The 16,090-nt window shown below is 68.9% G+C and carries 16 protein-coding genes; 10 read left to right on the top strand and 6 right to left on the bottom strand.

The annotated features are described in order from the left end of the window. Positions 1 to 161: 161 nt before the first annotated feature. From rfbD to G6017_RS00915, 4 genes are all read right to left on the bottom strand, one after another. On the bottom strand, positions 162 to 1,100 hold the full coding sequence (rfbD, locus tag G6017_RS00930; RefSeq protein ID WP_241730450.1) for a dTDP-4-dehydrorhamnose reductase: 939 nt from the start codon (positions 1,098 to 1,100) through the stop codon (positions 162 to 164). A gap of 137 nt (positions 1,101 to 1,237) precedes the next feature. Beyond that, the gene (rfbA, locus tag G6017_RS00925; protein ID WP_182610400.1) at positions 1,238 to 2,119 is read right to left on the bottom strand and encodes a glucose-1-phosphate thymidylyltransferase RfbA; all 882 of its coding nucleotides are present in this window, start codon (positions 2,117 to 2,119) and stop codon (positions 1,238 to 1,240) included. Next, the gene (gene rfbB, locus G6017_RS00920; protein WP_182615463.1) at positions 2,116 to 3,144 is read right to left on the bottom strand and encodes a dTDP-glucose 4,6-dehydratase; all 1,029 of its coding nucleotides are present in this window, start codon (positions 3,142 to 3,144) and stop codon (positions 2,116 to 2,118) included. The genes rfbA and rfbB overlap by 4 nt, the downstream gene beginning before the upstream one ends. Positions 3,145 to 3,154: 10 nt before the next feature. Then, entirely contained in the window at positions 3,155 to 4,249 is a 1,095-nt protein-coding gene (locus G6017_RS00915) for a YihY/virulence factor BrkB family protein (protein ID WP_182615461.1), read from the bottom strand. 272 nt (positions 4,250 to 4,521) lie between these two features. Here G6017_RS00915 and G6017_RS00910 point away from each other — a divergent pair, with 272 nt between their 5' ends. The 9 genes from G6017_RS00910 (at position 4,522) to G6017_RS00870 (ending at position 14,069) form a co-directional block, all read left to right on the top strand. Further along, positions 4,522 to 5,742 carry a C4-dicarboxylate TRAP transporter substrate-binding protein gene (locus G6017_RS00910; protein WP_182615460.1) on the top strand — a complete coding sequence of 407 codons (1,221 nt, stop codon included), beginning with the start codon at positions 4,522 to 4,524 and terminating at the stop codon, positions 5,740 to 5,742. Positions 5,743 to 5,767: 25 nt separating this feature from the next. Next, the gene (locus G6017_RS00905; RefSeq protein WP_182615458.1) at positions 5,768 to 6,304 is read left to right on the top strand and encodes a TRAP transporter small permease subunit; all 537 of its coding nucleotides are present in this window, start codon (positions 5,768 to 5,770) and stop codon (positions 6,302 to 6,304) included. Further along, positions 6,297 to 7,799 carry a TRAP transporter large permease gene (locus G6017_RS00900; protein WP_182615456.1) on the top strand — a complete coding sequence of 501 codons (1,503 nt, stop codon included), beginning with the start codon at positions 6,297 to 6,299 and terminating at the stop codon, positions 7,797 to 7,799. The genes G6017_RS00905 and G6017_RS00900 overlap by 8 nt, the downstream gene beginning before the upstream one ends. Positions 7,800 to 7,911: 112 nt before the next feature. After that, a complete protein-coding gene (locus G6017_RS00895) occupies positions 7,912 to 9,069 on the top strand; it encodes an acyl-CoA dehydrogenase family protein (RefSeq protein ID WP_182615454.1) in 1,158 nt (385 codons plus the stop codon). Positions 9,070 to 9,088: 19 nt separating this feature from the next. After that, a complete protein-coding gene (locus tag G6017_RS00890) occupies positions 9,089 to 10,627 on the top strand; it encodes an AMP-binding protein (RefSeq protein WP_182615452.1) in 1,539 nt (512 codons plus the stop codon). 60 nt (positions 10,628 to 10,687) lie between these two features. Beyond that, the gene (locus G6017_RS00885; RefSeq protein ID WP_182615450.1) at positions 10,688 to 11,863 is read left to right on the top strand and encodes an acetyl-CoA C-acyltransferase; all 1,176 of its coding nucleotides are present in this window, start codon (positions 10,688 to 10,690) and stop codon (positions 11,861 to 11,863) included. A gap of 45 nt (positions 11,864 to 11,908) precedes the next feature. Then, positions 11,909 to 12,673, top strand: a complete 765-nt coding sequence (locus G6017_RS00880) for an SDR family NAD(P)-dependent oxidoreductase (RefSeq protein WP_179523222.1) — start codon at positions 11,909 to 11,911, stop codon at positions 12,671 to 12,673. A gap of 2 nt (positions 12,674 to 12,675) precedes the next feature. Then, positions 12,676 to 13,446 carry a crotonase/enoyl-CoA hydratase family protein gene (locus G6017_RS00875; RefSeq protein ID WP_182615465.1) on the top strand — a complete coding sequence of 257 codons (771 nt, stop codon included), beginning with the start codon at positions 12,676 to 12,678 and terminating at the stop codon, positions 13,444 to 13,446. Positions 13,447 to 13,457: 11 nt separating this feature from the next. Further along, complete coding sequence (locus tag G6017_RS00870; protein ID WP_179523223.1) at positions 13,458 to 14,069, top strand: TetR/AcrR family transcriptional regulator; 612 nt, start codon at positions 13,458 to 13,460, stop codon at positions 14,067 to 14,069. A gap of 59 nt (positions 14,070 to 14,128) precedes the next feature. On the opposite strand, the gene G6017_RS00865 is transcribed toward G6017_RS00870, so the two are convergent. Continuing rightward, positions 14,129 to 15,205: a YihY/virulence factor BrkB family protein gene (locus tag G6017_RS00865; RefSeq protein ID WP_182615448.1), complete on the bottom strand. Its 1,077-nt coding sequence runs from the start codon at positions 15,203 to 15,205 to the stop codon at positions 14,129 to 14,131. Positions 15,206 to 15,369: 164 nt separating this feature from the next. On the opposite strand from G6017_RS00865, the gene G6017_RS00860 reads away from it, so the two are divergent. Further along, positions 15,370 to 15,765: a hypothetical protein gene (locus G6017_RS00860; protein WP_179523225.1), complete on the top strand. Its 396-nt coding sequence runs from the start codon at positions 15,370 to 15,372 to the stop codon at positions 15,763 to 15,765. Between the two features lie 45 nt (positions 15,766 to 15,810). On the opposite strand, the gene G6017_RS00855 is transcribed toward G6017_RS00860, so the two are convergent. Beyond that, positions 15,811 to 16,090, bottom strand: a 280-nt coding sequence (locus tag G6017_RS00855; RefSeq protein WP_277819559.1) for an inositol monophosphatase family protein, incomplete at its 5' end; no start/stop codon positions are given.

Raw genomic sequence — 16,090 nt, 5'->3', positions numbered from 1 at the left:
CGGCGCGGACCGGATCCTCCCCGCGGGGCTGCAGCAGGTACACGCCCCAGGCGGTGAGGGCGAGGGCGGTGGTGATGCCGATCGCACCTGCCGCGAGGGCCGCGCGGCGGAGGCGTGGACCGAAGCGCGGATGGGTCATGCGCGCAGGGTTGCCGGTCGCCTCACCGGTCACCTCCGCCGCGCGCGACCCGTGCGTGTTCGGCGATGGCGCTGGTGAGGTCGGCCCGCCAGTCCGGTAGCGGTGAGAGTCCCGCCGCCTGCCATGAGGTATCGGACAGCACGGAGAACGCCGGCCTCGGTGCCGGGCGTGGGAACTCGTCCGAACGGCAGGGACGGACCCGGTCCGGATCGGCGCCGTACCGGCTGAACACCTCGCGGGCGAGCTCCCACCACGTCGCGCGCCCGCCTCCGGCCCCGTGCAGGGTGAGCCCTCGGGTGTCGACCCGACCGGCCCTCTCGGCGGCCAGCATCTCCAGCAGACCGCCGGCGAGGGCCTGCGTATAGGTGGGCGAGCCCCACTGGTCGTCGACCACGTTGAGCGTGTCTCGCTCGCGCTCCAGTCGGACCATGGTGGCCACGAAGTCGCTGCCGGACAGGCCGAGGGACTCGCGTTGCGGGCCGGTGTAGAGCCACGCGGTGCGGATGACGGTCGCTTCCGGGTGCGAAGCCAGCACAGCCCGCTCCCCCGCCAGCTTGGTCCGCCCGTACGCCGTGGTGGGGGCGGTCGGGTCCGTGGGCTCGAGCGCCGGAGCGGTGGCCGGGTCACCTCCTCCGGGGATCTCGCCGGAGAAGACGTAGTCAGTACTGATGTGGACCATCCGGATTCCGCGCTCCCGGCACGCTGCGGCGAGCTCCTCGGCGCCGACGGTGTTGATCGCCCGGGCCCCCGCCTCGTCGGCTTCCGCGCCGTCGACATCGGTGTACGCGGCCGCGTTGATCACCACCTCCGGCGAGAAGCGGTCCAGGGCGGCGGACATCGACGCAGGATCGGTGATGTCCAGTTCGTCACGGCCCGGGGCGTCGGCCACCCCGGAGAGCGCGTGCCCGAGCTGCCCGCCTCCGCCGGTGACGAGGACCCGCGGCAGCCCGGCGGGGCGCAAGGGCTCGCCCGCCCCCTCTGCAGCCGCTCCCCCCTCTGCATCCGCTCCCCCCTCTGCACTCCCGCGTGCACCGCTGCTCAGGCGTGCGTGCATCGGGGGGGGCGGCTGTGCAGGCTGATCGTCCGGATGGCCGCCGCTCACCACTGCCGACCCTTTTCGCGGCGGAGCACGTCGAGCAGGTAGGCCCCGTACCCCGATTTCCTGAGGTCGTGGGCGCGGTCGGTGAGCTCGTCGTCGTCGAGATACCCCATCCGCCACGCCACCTCCTCCGGGCAGCCGATCTTCAGGCCCTGCCGGTCCTCGATGGTCCGGACGTAGTTGCCCGCGTCGAGCAGAGAGTCGTGGGTGCCGGTGTCCAGCCAGGCGGTTCCACGCGGGAGCACCTCGACCTGTAGGCGGCCGGCCTCGAGATAGTGCCGGTTGACGTCGGTGATCTCGTATTCCCCGCGCGGCGACTTCTCGAGGTTCCGCGCCACCTCCACCACGTCGGCGCTGTAGAAGTAGAGCCCCGGGACGGCGAAGTCGGAGGACGGGTTCTCGGGCTTCTCCTCGAGGCTGATCGCGCGGCCGGCGGCGTCGAAGTCGATCACCCCGTAGTCGCCCGGGTTGGACACGCGGTAGGCGAACACGGCGCCGCCGTCGAGGTCGGCGAACCGTCGCAGCTGCGCTCCCATCCCGGGGCCGTAGAAGATGTTGTCGCCCAGGATCAGCGCCACCGGGTCGTCACCGATGTGGTCCGCACCCAGGACGAACGCCTGGGCCAGGCCCTCGGGGGCGGCCTGCTCGACGTAGCTCAGGGTGATGCCGAACTGGCTGCCGTCGCCCAGGAGCCGCCGGAACTGCGGCGCGTCCTCGGGCGTGGTGATGAGCAGGATGTCGCGGATGCCCGCCAGCATGAGCGTGGACAGCGGGTAGTAGATCATCGGCTTGTCGTAGACCGGCATGAGTTGCTTGCTGGTGGCCAGAGTGAGGGGGCGCAGACGGGTGCCGCTGCCGCCGGCCAGGACGATGCCCTTCACAGCATCTTCTCCGTCCGGGCGTACTTCGCCTCGACGCTCTCCTTGACCGGCTCCCACCAGTCGCGGTTCTCGCGGTACCACTCGATGGTCTGGGCCAGCCCGTCCCGCAGGTTCGTGTGCTGCGGCTCCCACCCGAGCTCCTCGCGGGTGGCGGTGGCGTCGATCGCGTAGCGCAGGTCGTGGCCGGGGCGGTCGGTGACGTGGTCGAAGCCGGGGTCGCCGTCGGTGGCGGTGGCGCCCATCAGCTCGCAGATCATCTGCATGACCTGCAGGTTGGAGTGCTCGCCGTCGGCGCCGACGAGGTAGGTCCGCCCGAGCTCACCTCGTGCCAGGATCCGCAGGACCGCCGAGTTGTGGTCGTCGACGTGGATCCAGTCCCGGACATTGGCACCACTGCCGTAGAGGCGGGGGCGCTGCCCGGTGAGAAGGTTGGTGATCTGCCGCGGGATGAACTTCTCGATGTGCTGGAACGGGCCGTAGTTGTTGGAGCAGTTGCTGATCGTGGCGCGGACACCGAAGCTGCGGACCCACGCGCGCACCAACATGTCCGCGCCCGCCTTGGTGGCCGAGTACGGGCTCGACGGGTTGTACGCGGTGGCCGGGGTGAACCTGTCCGGATCGTCCAGCTGGAGGTCGCCGTAGACCTCGTCGGTCGAGACGTGGTGCAGGCGCACGTCGTGGCCGCGGCAGGCCTCGAGCACGGCGTAGGTGCCCACGATGTTGGAGTGCACGAACGGCCACGGGGTGGCGAGCGAGTTGTCGTTGTGGCTCTCGGCGGCGAAGTGCACCACGGCGTCCTGCGGACCGGTGAGCTGCGCGACCAGCCCGCCGGTCACCGCGGGGTCGGCGCAGTCGGCCTCCACCAGCTCGACCCGATCCGACGGGAGTCCGGCCAGGCTCGACCGGTTGGCGGCGTACGTCATGGCGTCCAGCACGGTGACGTGGGCGTGCGGGTGCTCACGGACCACGGTGTGGACGAAGTTGGCGCCGATGAACCCGGCTCCCCCGGTGACGACGAGGCGCATGCGGCCAACCCTACCGTCGTGGAGGTGCCGCCTCGGCCGTCTCCCCGGCCTCGGCATCCGCGTCACCGGCCGCCACGTCATCAGCGGAGGTGTCGTCGTCGACGGGGGCCGGATCCCGGCGCAGTTCCCGGTAGTCGGCGAGCATCGTGGCCCGCCGGCGCGCGAAGAAGTCGCTGGCCGTCGTGTCGCGCGGGGTCACCTGCACCGTCTCCTCGGCCGGTATGCCGGCCCGGAGTTGGCGGATACGCAGCACCTCGGTGTCCAGCCGCGCGCCGTAGAGCACGGCCATGTTGACCAACCACAACCACAACAGGAACACGATGATCCCCGCCAGCGATCCGTACGAGCGGTTGAAGTTGCCGAAGTTGGAGACGAAGAAGCCGAAACCGGCGGTGGCGACACCGATGATGAGCAGGGCCGCCGCCGCACCCAGCGAGACCCAGTGGAATTTGCGTCCGGCCACGTTGGGAGCGAACCGGTAGAGGATCGCCAACGCGAGGATGGCGGAGATCAGGGCCCCCGGCCACTTGGCCACACTCCACACGGCCAACGCGGTCTCGCCGAGGCCGATCCACCCACCCACGGTCTCGGCGATGGGGCCGGTGAACACCAGCGCCAGGCCCCCGACGGCCACGAGGACGATGAGCAACGCCGTGAGCAGCAGGCCGACGGGCAGCAGCCGCCACGGCGGCCGTCCCTCCTCCACTCCGAGTATGAGGTTCATCGCGCGACCGAGCGCCCAGACATAGCGGGACGCGGTCCACAGCGCGATGGTCGCGCCCACCACCAGCGCCGTCCCGGCGGCCTGCGTGGTAACGACGGCCTCGACGGGACCGCGGATCGGGTCGAGCACCTCCGGCGGGGCGATGTCGGAGAGCATGGCCATGATGGCGTCGACCGTCCTGGCCCCCTGCCCGAACACGCCGAGCAGCGAGACCATGACGAGGATCGCGGGGAACAGTGAGAGCACCCCGTAGAAGGTGAGCGAGCCCGCCTGATCGGGGCCGCGATCGCGGAGGAACTCCCCCACGGATCTCGCGAGGACCAGTCTGACGGTCCGGAGTCGTCGCCGAACGGTCGTCACGGCGCCACCGGAAGTCGTCATGCCCTGATTGTGGCTGCTCGGGCGTGAGTCGTGTGGCGCGCCGCGCCCGTCGGGCCGCCTCAGTGGGCACGCAATCCCGAGCCCGACCCCGAATCTATGACAATCATTTCTTGACAAGCCGACGTGACGCAACTAACTTAACGAACGTTCGAAACGTGATCTGGATTACACCAGCGCGCGGATCGAGCGGTCTGCCGCACACCCCCTCAGGCCATCCATCAGGACCCCGGACGCACCTGCACGCGACCGGTCCGGAACCAGAAGGATCCCCGATGTCCCGCAGCAACCGAAACCGCGTGGCCCGACGCGCGGCGCTCGCCCTGACGATGATCGGAGCGCTCGCCGCCACGGGCTGCTCCGGCGGCCACCGAATCACCGGCGACAGCGTCGAGACCATGGAGCCGATCACACTCCGGTACGGCGACTACACGACCGTCTCCTCCGCCGGCCCCTTCCGCGCCTTCGCCGAGCAGGTCGAGGAGGAGACCGGCGGCAAGATCACCTTCGACGAGTACTGGGGCGGCAGCCTGGTCAAGGGCGCCGACATGGCGCAGGGGGTCCGCGGCGGGATCGTGGACATGGGGATGTTCACCCCCAGCTATTACCCGTCCGAGTTCCCCATGACCGACTGGACCAGCCAGATGGCCAGTGTCGTGGAGCCGGAGTACCCGCTCGGCATGATGCAGGCCTTCGCCGGTGGCAGCGAGTTCGCGCTCACCGACCCGCTGATCGAGGAGCAGTTCTCGGACCAGGACATCAAGCTCCTTTTCACCTGGACCCCCTCGACCAACTACCACCTCGTGTGCAAGGACCCGGTCAACAGCCTCGAGGAAGCCCGGGGCAAACGGGTGCGAAGTGGCGGCGCATTCAACTACGGCGAGATCGAGGCCCTGGGGATGGTCCCCGTGACCCTGCCGACCGGCGAGATCTACGAGGGCCTGCAACGCGGGGTGATCGACTGTTCCCTGGCCAACGGCAAGATCATGATCGCCCTCGGTCTGTGGGAGGTCGCCAAACACTACGTCGACATCCCCTTCTCGAGCTACACGCAGTACGTGATCATGAACAAGGACGTCTGGGACGAGCTCCCCGAGGACGCCCGGCAGATCATCGACGACGCCCGACAGACGTGGTTCGACGGCTACCTCCGCGAGGAGGGGATCGTCCTGCACCAGCGGCTCCTCGCCGAGGGCGCGGACAAGAGCGTGAGCTTCTACGACGTCGACCCCGAGCTCAAGGCCACCCTCGAGACGTACCAGGAGGAGGCACTGCGCACCCTGCCGGAGCGCGCCCCCGACGACCTCGAGGATCCCGAGGGCACCGTCGAGCGCTACCGCCAGATCATGGCCGATTGGAAGACGCGGCTCGAGGACATGGGGTACGACGACCCGGCCCTCGCCGAGATCCCGGAGGACCCGGAGTCGGTCCAGATCGATCTGGCCCCCTTCGAGCAGTCCGTCCGGTCCGAGATCTTCGACCGCACCGCGCCCTGACCCCCTCGAGCAGTTGGAGAACCTGATGGACACCACCACCACCGACGCGGAGCGGCGCGTTCCGGGGCAGCGGGCCCTCGCCCGGGTGCTGTACGCATGCGCCGTGATCGCGGGGATCGTCACCCTGGTCATGGCCCTGCACATCGCCGCCGACGTCAGCTCCCGGAACCTGACCGGAACCCCCCTCTCCGGCACGCTGGAGATCACCCAGAACTGGTCGATGGTCCTCATCGTGATGCTCGCGATGGGGTACGCGGAGCAGATCGGCGAGCACATCAACGCCACCATCCTCACCCAGTACCTCGACCCCGTCTCCCGCTGGTGGTCCGACCTGATCGTCTCGGGTCTGATGTTCCTGTTCGTCTCGGCGCTGACCTACTACTCGATCACCGCGGCGGTCTTCGCCGTCGAGGTCCAACAGGTCGCACTCGGGGCGATCACCATCCCGATCTGGCCGGTGAAGATCGTCCTGGCCATCGGATTCGCCCTGTTCGCCCTCCAGCTCCTGATGTCGATCATCAGCCTGCTGATCAACGACCGTCCGAGGAAGTCCGATGTCTGACACCACCCTCGTCACCGACCACACCGGCGTGGCCCGCACCGACGATCTCGCAGTCCCCACGCCGAACCGCAACTTCATCCGGGCCTACTGGGGCAACTTCGGCTTCTCACTGATCATCGCCGCGGTCATCCTGTTCACTCCGGACCTCCCCGACACCGCTGTCGGCGTCCTGACCATCCTCCTGTCGATCGTCGCGATGGTCTCCGGTATCCACGTGGGTATCGCGATCATGGGTGCCGGCGCGGTGGGCCTGTGGAAGCTCGCGGGCACCAGCGCCGTGGCCGTGACGTTCGAGGACGTCCCCTTCACCTCCGCCGCCAGCTGGAGCCTGTCCGTCATCCCCCTGTTCATCCTCATGGGCGTGGCGATGGGTCGGTTCAATCTGACGGGCAAGCTGTTCACCTCCGCCCAGGCCTGGCTCGGCCGGTTGCCCGGCGGACTGGCGGTCTCGACCAACTTCGCGGGCGCCGGACTGGCCGCCTCGAGCGGCAGCTCCATCGCCATCTCCTACGCACTGGGGCGCACGACCATCCCCGAGATGCTGCGCGCCGGGTACAAGCCGTCGCTGGCCACGGGCGTCGTCGCGATGTCCGGAACCCTCGGGATGCTCATCCCGCCCAGCGTGGTCCTGGTGATCTACGCCGGTGTGGCCGAGACGCCGGTCGGGCCGCAGCTGCTCGCCGCGCTCATCCCGGGACTGCTCACGGCCCTGGCGTACGGCGTCGTCATCGTCGTCAGGTGCAGCATCGACCCGACCCTCGGGCCCCGGTCGACCACCCACTACACCTGGGGCCAGCGGCTGCGTTCCCTCGTGGACGTCACCCCGGTGACCCTCATCCTCATCCTCATCATCGGCGGCATGTACACCGGCATCTTCACGCCCACCGAGGCCGGCGCATTCGGTGCGATCGCCGCGATCCTGCTGGGCTGGCTGTTCGGTGACGACCGCTCCGTCGGCCACCTGGTCCGGACCGTGCTGACGTCCCTGCGCGAGACCGCGGCCGGTGTCGCCTCGATCTTCCTGCTCCTCATGGGAGTACATGTGCTCACCCGCGTGGTGGCCCTGTCCGGGGTCGCCGACTGGATCACCGAGACCATCACCTCGCTCGGGTTGAGCCGGACGCTGTTCCTCCTCGGGCTGATCTTCGTGTTCCTCATCCTGGGCATGTTCATGGACGGCCTCGCGATGATCCTGCTCACGGTGCCGATCCTCATGCCGGTGCTGGCCACCTTCGACATCAGCCTGCTGTGGTTCGGCGTCTTCATGGTGATCCTGGTCGAGCTGGCGCTGGTCACCCCGCCGATCGGCATGCTCAGCTACATAGTCCACCGGATCGCGTCGAACCCCGAGGTCAACGAAGGGATGACGGTCCGTCTGTCCGACGTGTTCAAGGGCGTGTCCTGGTTCGTCGTCACCAGCGCTGTCATCCTCGTCGCTCTGATCTTCTTCCCCGAGATCGCGCTCTGGTTGCCCGAGACCTCCGCCGCGGAGTGACCAGGTCACTGCCAGCGGATCACGGGCCACCCGCCACGGCCCGGTTACACCAGCCACGCAGCCACCACCAGACAAACCCGAGACAAAACCGAGGCAAACCCCAGGAGTCACCATGCAGCGGACCATCTTCACCCGAGAGCACGACGAGTTCCGCCAGTTGGTGCGCGACTTCATCACCAAGGAGGTGGCCCCGCACCGTGAGGAGTGGGACGAGCACGGACGCCCACCGCGCGAGTTCTTCCACAAGCTCGGAGAGCTCGGCATCCTCGGCATCCAGGTCCCCGAGGAGTTCGGCGGCGGCGGCGAGACTAGCTTCAAGTACAGCGCGATCATCTTCGAGGAGGTCGCCCGCGCCGGCGTGTCCTTCGGCTCCTATACGGTGCACTGCTGCCTCATCCTGCCGTACCTCCTCGAGTACGGGACCCCGGAGCAGAAACGGCGCTGGCTGCCGGTCTTCGCCTCCGGCGAGTTGATGACCGCCATCGCGATGACCGAGCCCGGCACCGGGTCGGATCTGGCGAACATCGCCACGACCGCCAAGCTCAGCGCCGACGGCACCCACTACGTGGTCAACGGCTCCAAGACGTTCATCACCGGCGGCGTGACCGCGGACATGATTCTCACGATCTGCCGCACCTCGCCGTTCGACCCCGACAACCGCCGCCACGGCCTGTCCATCATCTGTGTCCCCACCGACGCCGAGGGATTCTCCGTGGGCCGCAAGCTCGACAAGATCGGCCTGCGCCAGCAGGACACCGCCGAGCTGTCGTACAACGACGTCAAGGTCCCCGCCGAGAACCTGCTCGGAGAGAAGGACTCGGCGTTCGGATACCTCACCCACAACCTCCCCCAGGAGCGCCTGAGCATCGCGCTCAACGCGGTCGCCCAATCCGAGGCGGCGCTGCGACTGGCCACCGACTACACGCGTGAGCGCGTCGTCTTTGGCAAGCCCGTCTCCTCCTTCCAGAACACCAAGTTCGTGCTGGCCGAGTGCGCGACAGAGGTCGAGGTGGCCCGCGTGTACGTGGACCACTGCCTGGAACTGCTCGACCGGGGCGAGCTCACCGTCGCGGACGCCGCCAAGGCCAAGCTCCACGCCACCGAGATGGCCGCCCGCGTGATCGACCGGTGCCTGCAGCTGCACGGCGGGTACGGCTACATCACCGAATACCCCATCGCCCGCCTCTACACGGACACCCGCGTCTCCCGGATCTACGGCGGCACCAGTGAGGTCATGAAGACGATCATCGCCAAGAGCCTCGGGCTCTGACGGTCAGGGGGACTCTCACGTGTATCCAGGAAGATTCGCCATCACCCACCCGGACAAGCCGGCCGTCATCGAGGACGCCACCGGCCGCGTGGTCACCTACTCCGAGCTCGAGGCCCGTTCGGTACGGTTCGCCAACTGGCTCCTGGCCCGGGGGCTGCGGCCGGGCGACCACATCGCGGCGCTCTCTGTCAACGACGCCACGGTATTCGAGCTGTACTGGGGCGCGATGCGCTGCGGCCTGTACTTCACGATGGTCAACACCCACCTGGCCACCGACGAGGTCGCCTACATCGTCGCGGACAGCGGCGCCCGGGTGCTTCTCGTCTCGGGCCCCCTCGCCGAGCTCGGTGAGGCGATCATCGAGCAGACGCCGCACGTCGAGCACCGGCTCGCGTTCGCCGGCGAGGTCCCCGGCCACCTCGACTACACGACCACCATGGCGGAGATGTCCACCACCCCGCCGGCGGACCAGCCGCGCGGGGCGGACATGCTCTACTCCTCGGGCACCACCGGCCGCCCCAAGGGCATCAAACCCGCGCTCGACGGTGCCCAGGTGGGCGACGAGCCGGGCCCGTCACTCGTGGCGCGCATGAAGCGCAACTACGGGTTCGACGACGACACCGTCTACATGTCCCCGGCCCCGATCTACCACGCCGCTCCACTGCGGTACGCCACGGGAACGCAGGCCCACGGCGGCACGGTGATCCTCATGGACCGCTTCGACCCGGAACACTGCCTGGCCGGGATCGAGAAGTACGGGGTCACGCACAGCCAGTGGGTCCCGACCCACTTCATCCGGATGCTCCGCCTGCCGCAGGAGGTGCGCGAGTCCTACGACGTGTCGTCGATGCGGGTCGCGATCCACGCCGCCGCCCCGTGCCCGGTGGAGATCAAGAAGGCCATGCTCGACTGGTGGGGGCCGGTGATCTACGAGTACTACTCGTCCACGGAGTCCAACGGCGCCACCACGATCTCCCCGGACGAATGGCTGCGCAAACCCGGCAGCGTCGGACGTGTCGGACAGGGCTCCTCGGGCATCGTCCACATCTGCGACGAGTTGGGCGCGGAACTGCCCGCCGGTGAGGACGGGTGGATCTACTTCGAGCGCGACGACTACTCGTTCGAGTACCACAACGATCCCGGGAAGACCGCGGAGACCAGGCACCCCGACCACCAGAACTGGACCACGCTCGGCGACATCGGTCACCTCGACGAGGACGGCTACCTGTACCTGACCGACCGGGCCAAGTTCACCATCATCTCGGGCGGGGTCAACATCTACCCGCAGGAGATCGAGAACTGCATCGCCGTACACCCGGACGTCATCGACGTCGCGGTGATCGGCGTCCCGGACGAGGTGATGGGACAGTCCGTTAAGGCGGTGGTCCAACTCGTCCCGGGCGTCGAGCCGTCCGAAGCGACCGCCGAGCGGATCAAACAGCACTGCCTCGACCGGATCGCACGCTACAAGTGCCCCCGCACCGTGGCGTTCACCGAGGTCATCCCCCGCACTCAGACGGGGAAGCTGGTCAAGGGCCGACTCGACACCTCGGTCTGACCCACCAGAGCAGACGCCACCGCGCCACCCGCCCCGCATCTCACCCGAATCGGAGAATCCGTGCACAACGCAGTCATCATCGACGCCGTCCGCTCCCCCATGGGGAAAGGCAAGCCGGGCGGTGCCCTCGCCGACCTGCACCCCGTCGACCTCCTCGCCCAGCTACTCTCCGGACTCGTCGACCGGACCGGCCTCGACACCGCCCTGGTCGACGACGTCATCGTCGGCGTGGTCAGCCAGGTCGGCGAACAATCCGGCACAGTCGGCCGCCAGGCCGCCCTCGCCGCGGGGTTCCCCCAGCACGTGCCCGGCGTCACCGTCGAACGCAAGTGTGGCTCGAGCCAGCAGGCCGTCGACTTCGCCGTCCAAGGTGTGGTCGCCGGTGCCTACGACGTGGTGATAGCCGCCGGCCTCGAGTCCATGAGCCGCATCCCGATGGGCGTCAACCGGCTCGACCAGGATCCCCACGGACCGCTCGTCCACGCCCGCTACCCGAACCTGACCAACCAGGGCGTGGCCGCCGAACTCGTGGCCGGCAAGTGGGACCTGTCCCGTGAGCAGCTGGACGAGTACTCGGCGCGCTCCCACGACCGCGCGGACGCCGCACGGTCGAGTGGATGGTTCGACGAAGAGATCGTGCCCGTGACCACCCCGGCGGGACTCGTGGACCGCGACGAGTCGATCCGACCGGGCACCACCGCCGAGAGGCTGGCCGACCTGCGTACGGCGTTCGACACCGAGGCCGCACGGGCCGAGCGGCCAGAGATCGACTGGAAGGTCACCGCCGGCAACTCCTCGCAGATCACCGACGGCGCCGCGGCCATGCTCATCATGAACGAGGACGTCGCGCGCTCACTGGGCCTGACGCCGATCGCGCGGATCGTGGCCTCCGCCGTCGTCGCCGACGACCCGGTCCTCATGCTCACCGGCCCGATCCCCGCCACCCGCAAGGTCCTCGACCGCGCCGGGATGACCATCGCGGACCTCGACACTTACGAGGTCAACGAGGCCTTCGCGTCCGTGCCGCTGGCCTGGCGGGACGAGATGGGCGCCGACGACGACAAGCTCAACCCCGTCGGCGGCGCGGTGGCTCTGGGCCACCCGCTCGGCGCATCGGGTGTGCGCATCATGACCACGATGATCCACCACCTGCGCCGCACCGGCGGCCGCTTCGGACTCCAGACGATGTGCGAAGCCGGCGGGATGGCCAACGCGACCGTAGTAGAGGCCCTCTGACCCCCTCTCTCGTCCGAGAGATCCCCCTCCAGAAAGGCACAATCCATGGATCTGACAAACGCCAGCGCACTGGTGACCGGCGGCGCCTCCGGACTGGGTCGGGCGACCGTGGCCCGGTTCGTCGACGCCGGTGTCCCCACCGTCCTGGTGGACCTGCCGTCCTCGAACGGGCAGCAGGTTGCCGAGGAGTTCGGTGACCTCGTCACCTTCGCCCCCGCCGACGTCGCCGATCCCGAGGAGATCACCGCGGCTGTCCGGGCTGCGGCGGACCGCGCTCCCCTGCGCGCGGTCGTGCACTGTGCGGGCATCGGCCGGACCGTCCGGGTGGTGGACCGCGAGGGCGAGCCGGGCTCGCTGGAGGACTTCGAGCTGGTCGTGCGGGTGAACCTCCTGGGTTCGTTCAACGTCCTGCGGATCGCCGCGGCCGAGATGGCCGAGAACGATCCCGTCGACGGTGAGCGCGGCGTGGTCGTCATGACCGCCTCCGTGGCCGCGTGGGAGGGACAGATCGGCCAGATGCCCTACTCCGCGTCCAAGGCCGGCATCGTCGGGATGACGATCGTCGCCGCGCGGGACCTGGCCCGCCGCCAGATCCGCGTCAACACGATCGCCCCCGGCATCTTCGAGACGCCGATCTTCGATCGCCATCCGGCCGAGCTGGTCGAGGGCCTGGCCGCACAGATCCCGCATCCCTCGCGGCTCGGTCGGCCTGACGAGTACGCCAAGCTCGCGCTGCACGTGGTGGACAACGCCATGATCAACGGCGAGACCATCCGCATCGACGGCGCGATCCGGATGGCGCCCAAGTGAACATCGAGACGGCCGACCGTGTGCACGTGGAGGAGATCAACGGCGTGATGGTGGTGACGCTCGACCGCCAGCACGCCCGCAACGCCATCAACCGGGCGACGTCGGAGGCGGTCGCCGCGGCGATGGAGGAGCTGGACCGGCGGGACGACCTCTCCGCGGGCGTCATCACCGGTGCCGGGCCGGTGTTCTGCGCCGGGATGGATCTCAAGGCGTTCCTCGCCGGCGAGGACGTGTCGCTACCGGGCCGCGGTTTCGCCGGGTTCGTGGAGCAACCTCCGGCTAAGCCACTCATCGCCGCGGTCGAGGGTCCGGCGCTCGGGGGTGGGTTCGAGATCGTCCTGGCCTGCGACCTCGTGGTCGCGTCCGAGACCGCGCGATTCGGACTTCCCGAGGTCAAACGGGGTCTGCTCGCGGGGGCCGGCGGACTCATGCGTCTGCCGCGCTGGGTGCCGTATCAACTGGCCATGGAGATGGCGTTGACCGGCGAGCCCGTCGACGCCGGGACCGCCCGCGCGGCCGGGCTGATCAATCGCCTAGTCCCCGCAGGCGGCGCCCGCGACGCGGCAGTGGAGCTCGCCTCCGCGATCGCCGCCAACGCCCCACTCGCCGTGCGGGCGTCCAAGGAGATCATGACCGGGTCCCGCGAATGGACCTCCGAGGAGGAATTCGGAAAGATGAGGGGGATATTCCTACCGGTGAGGTCCTCCGACGACGCCCGCGAGGGAGCGTTGGCATTCAAGGAGAAGCGCCGACCCCGGTGGACGGGCAACTGAGGAGACCGAAGATGACCAGCGGCACGGTGCAGAGTGACCTGTTGGCTGTCGCACGCCGCGAGTTCGTGGAACACGGTTACGGCGGAGCGTCCATCCGCTCGATCGCCCAGAAGACCGGGGTGAGCCTGTCGGCGATGTATTACCACTACGCCAGCAAGCAGGAACTGCTCGCGGCGATGCTCAATGTCGGGATGGACTCATTTGAGCAGCGGGTGGTCGACGAGTTCCAGGCGAAGGATCCGACCCCCACCGGTCGACTGCTGGGGTACGTCGCCTCACTGGTCCGGTTCCGCACCCTCGAGCAGGAGCAGTCCCAGCTGGTCCAGACTGAAACCCGGAACCTTGAACCAGCATCCCTCTCCGCGTACCGCGAGCGGCAACGGCAGTCCAGCGAGCCGCTGCGACAGGCGCTCGCGGACGGCGTCGCCAGCGGAGAATTCCGCACACCGTTCCCGGAGGACTCGTACCGGTCGATCCTGGGCATGTGTAACGCGATCGCCCACTGGTACGAGCCGGGCGGCGACCTCCTGGTCGAGGAGATCGTGCACCGATACCAGGAGCTCGCACTGCGCGTGGTCTACCACCGCGACGTCGCCTCCCCGGAAACAGACCCCGGGACCTGACCCCGTTTCTGATCCCGGGACCTGATCCCGCCGGCATCCGGGGACGAATGCCCCGGCTGTCAGTCGGGGTTGCGGGCCTGCTCCGCCTGGGCCTCGCGGCGGACGTCGGCGGCGTCGTCGATGGTCTTCTGCCGCTTCTCCTCGGCCTTGTCGCTGGCGGTGGTGTCACGGGGCGGGAGCTGGATGGTCTCCTCGGCGTGCAGTCCGGCCTGCAGCTCGCGGGCCCGCTCCACCTCGGCGTCGACCTCGGCCCCGAACAGCAACGCGTTGTTGGTGATCCAGAGCCAGAGCAGGAAGATGATGACTCCGGCCAGCGAGCCGTAGGTGGCGTTGTAGCTGGAGAAGTTGGACACGTAGAACACGAACCCCGCCGTGGCGACCGCCCAGACCACCAACGCCACGATCGCGCCGACGGAGACCCACCGGAACTTGGGTTGCTTGACGTTGGGCGAGAACCCGTAGAGCACGGCCAGGATCACGACGACGACGAGGACCAGCACCGGCCACTTGGCGATGCCCCACACGGTCACGGCGGTCTCGCCGAGGCCCACGAGGTCACCCACCCAGGCGGCGATCGGGCCGCTGACGACCAGCATGAGCCCGGCCAGGCAGACCAGGAGCAGAAGGACCGCGGTCAGCACGATCATGGCGGGCTTGAGCTTCCAGAAGGGGCGCCCCTCCTCGACCTCGTAGATGCGGTTCATGGCCCGCCCGAAGGCGCCCACGTAGCCGGACGCCGTCCACAGCGCGCCCAGCAGACCTGTGATGAGGGCGAGTCCGGCGGCCGGGGTGTTGACCAACGAGTCGATGGGCCCCCGCAGAGCCGCGAGTGTCTCCTCCGGGGCGGCCCCCTCGAACAACTCCATCACAGCGTTGACGGTCTCCTGCCCCTGCCCGAACACGCCGAGCAACGAGACCACCGCCAACAGTGCCGGGAAGATCGAGAGCACCGCGAAATACGTCAGCGCGGCGGCCAGGTCCGTGCACTTGTCCTTGGAGAACTCGGCGGCGGCACGCGTGAGACCGATCTTCCAGGTTCCCGACTTCAGTGAGGTCGGCGAGTCGGGCTTCCCCGAATCCGGGTCGGCGTCCGGGTCGGGCTTGTCGGTGATGTCGCGGCTGCTGTTCGGGCTCATGGAAATGACTGTCCCACCGGAGGCCCGCTCGCGCATCCTGTGGGGTCGATCTCCCCGGGGCGGAATCAGGCATCATGTGCGTTACCCTCCTGGGTGTCACATCACCAAAGAGTCACTTCACCTGTGTCGCAGCACTCGCGACCCCGACCCCCACAGGAGCACCCATGAGCCTGTCCAACGCCATCCTCCGCGGAGTCACCGGCGCGTTCGTCCTCAACTCGGGACTGTCCAAGCGCAACCTGCCCACCGAGGCGGCCCAGGGCCTACAGGGATTCGCCGCCACCGGCGTCCCGCAGGTCACCAAGCTGGAGCCGGACACGTTCGGCAAGTTCGTCGCCTACTCCGAGATCGGGATCGGCGCGGCACTGCTCACGCCTGTGGTCTCGCCCCGCCTCGCGGGCGCCGCGCTCGGCACCTTCTCCGCCGGCCTGCTGGCGATGTACTTCCGCAACCCCTCGATGACCGAGTCCGACGGCATCCGCCCCTCCCAGGAGGGCATGAGCCTGGCCAAGGACGCGTTCATGGCGGCCATCGCGGGGGCCCTGGTCACGAGCAGGTGACCCACGCCGGGGGCAGCGGCGCCCCCGACACCGGGGCCTGACCCCTCACGCCGAGGCGATCGCCTCCAGGATCGCCTCGGCCAGGTCCGCGCGGCACACCACAAGATCCGGCAGGTAGGTCTCGGCCACGTTGTACTCCAACGGGGAACCGTCCACGCGCACCGCGACGAACCCCCTGGCCAGGGCCACCCCGGCCGGTGCGGCCGAGTCCCACTGGTACTGGCCACCGGCGTGGATGTAGGCGTCCGCCTCCCCGCGCACCACGGCCGCGGCCTTGGCCCCGGCCGAACCGAGCGGCACCAGGTCCCCGCCGACGGACTCGGCC

The sequence above is a fragment of the Dietzia sp. B44 genome (genome assembly GCF_014145245.1).
GTDB lineage: Bacteria > Actinomycetota > Actinomycetes > Mycobacteriales > Mycobacteriaceae > Dietzia > Dietzia natronolimnaea.
Note: the sequence above shows the minus strand (reverse complement) of the source record. Positions and strands in the feature narration are given on the sequence as shown.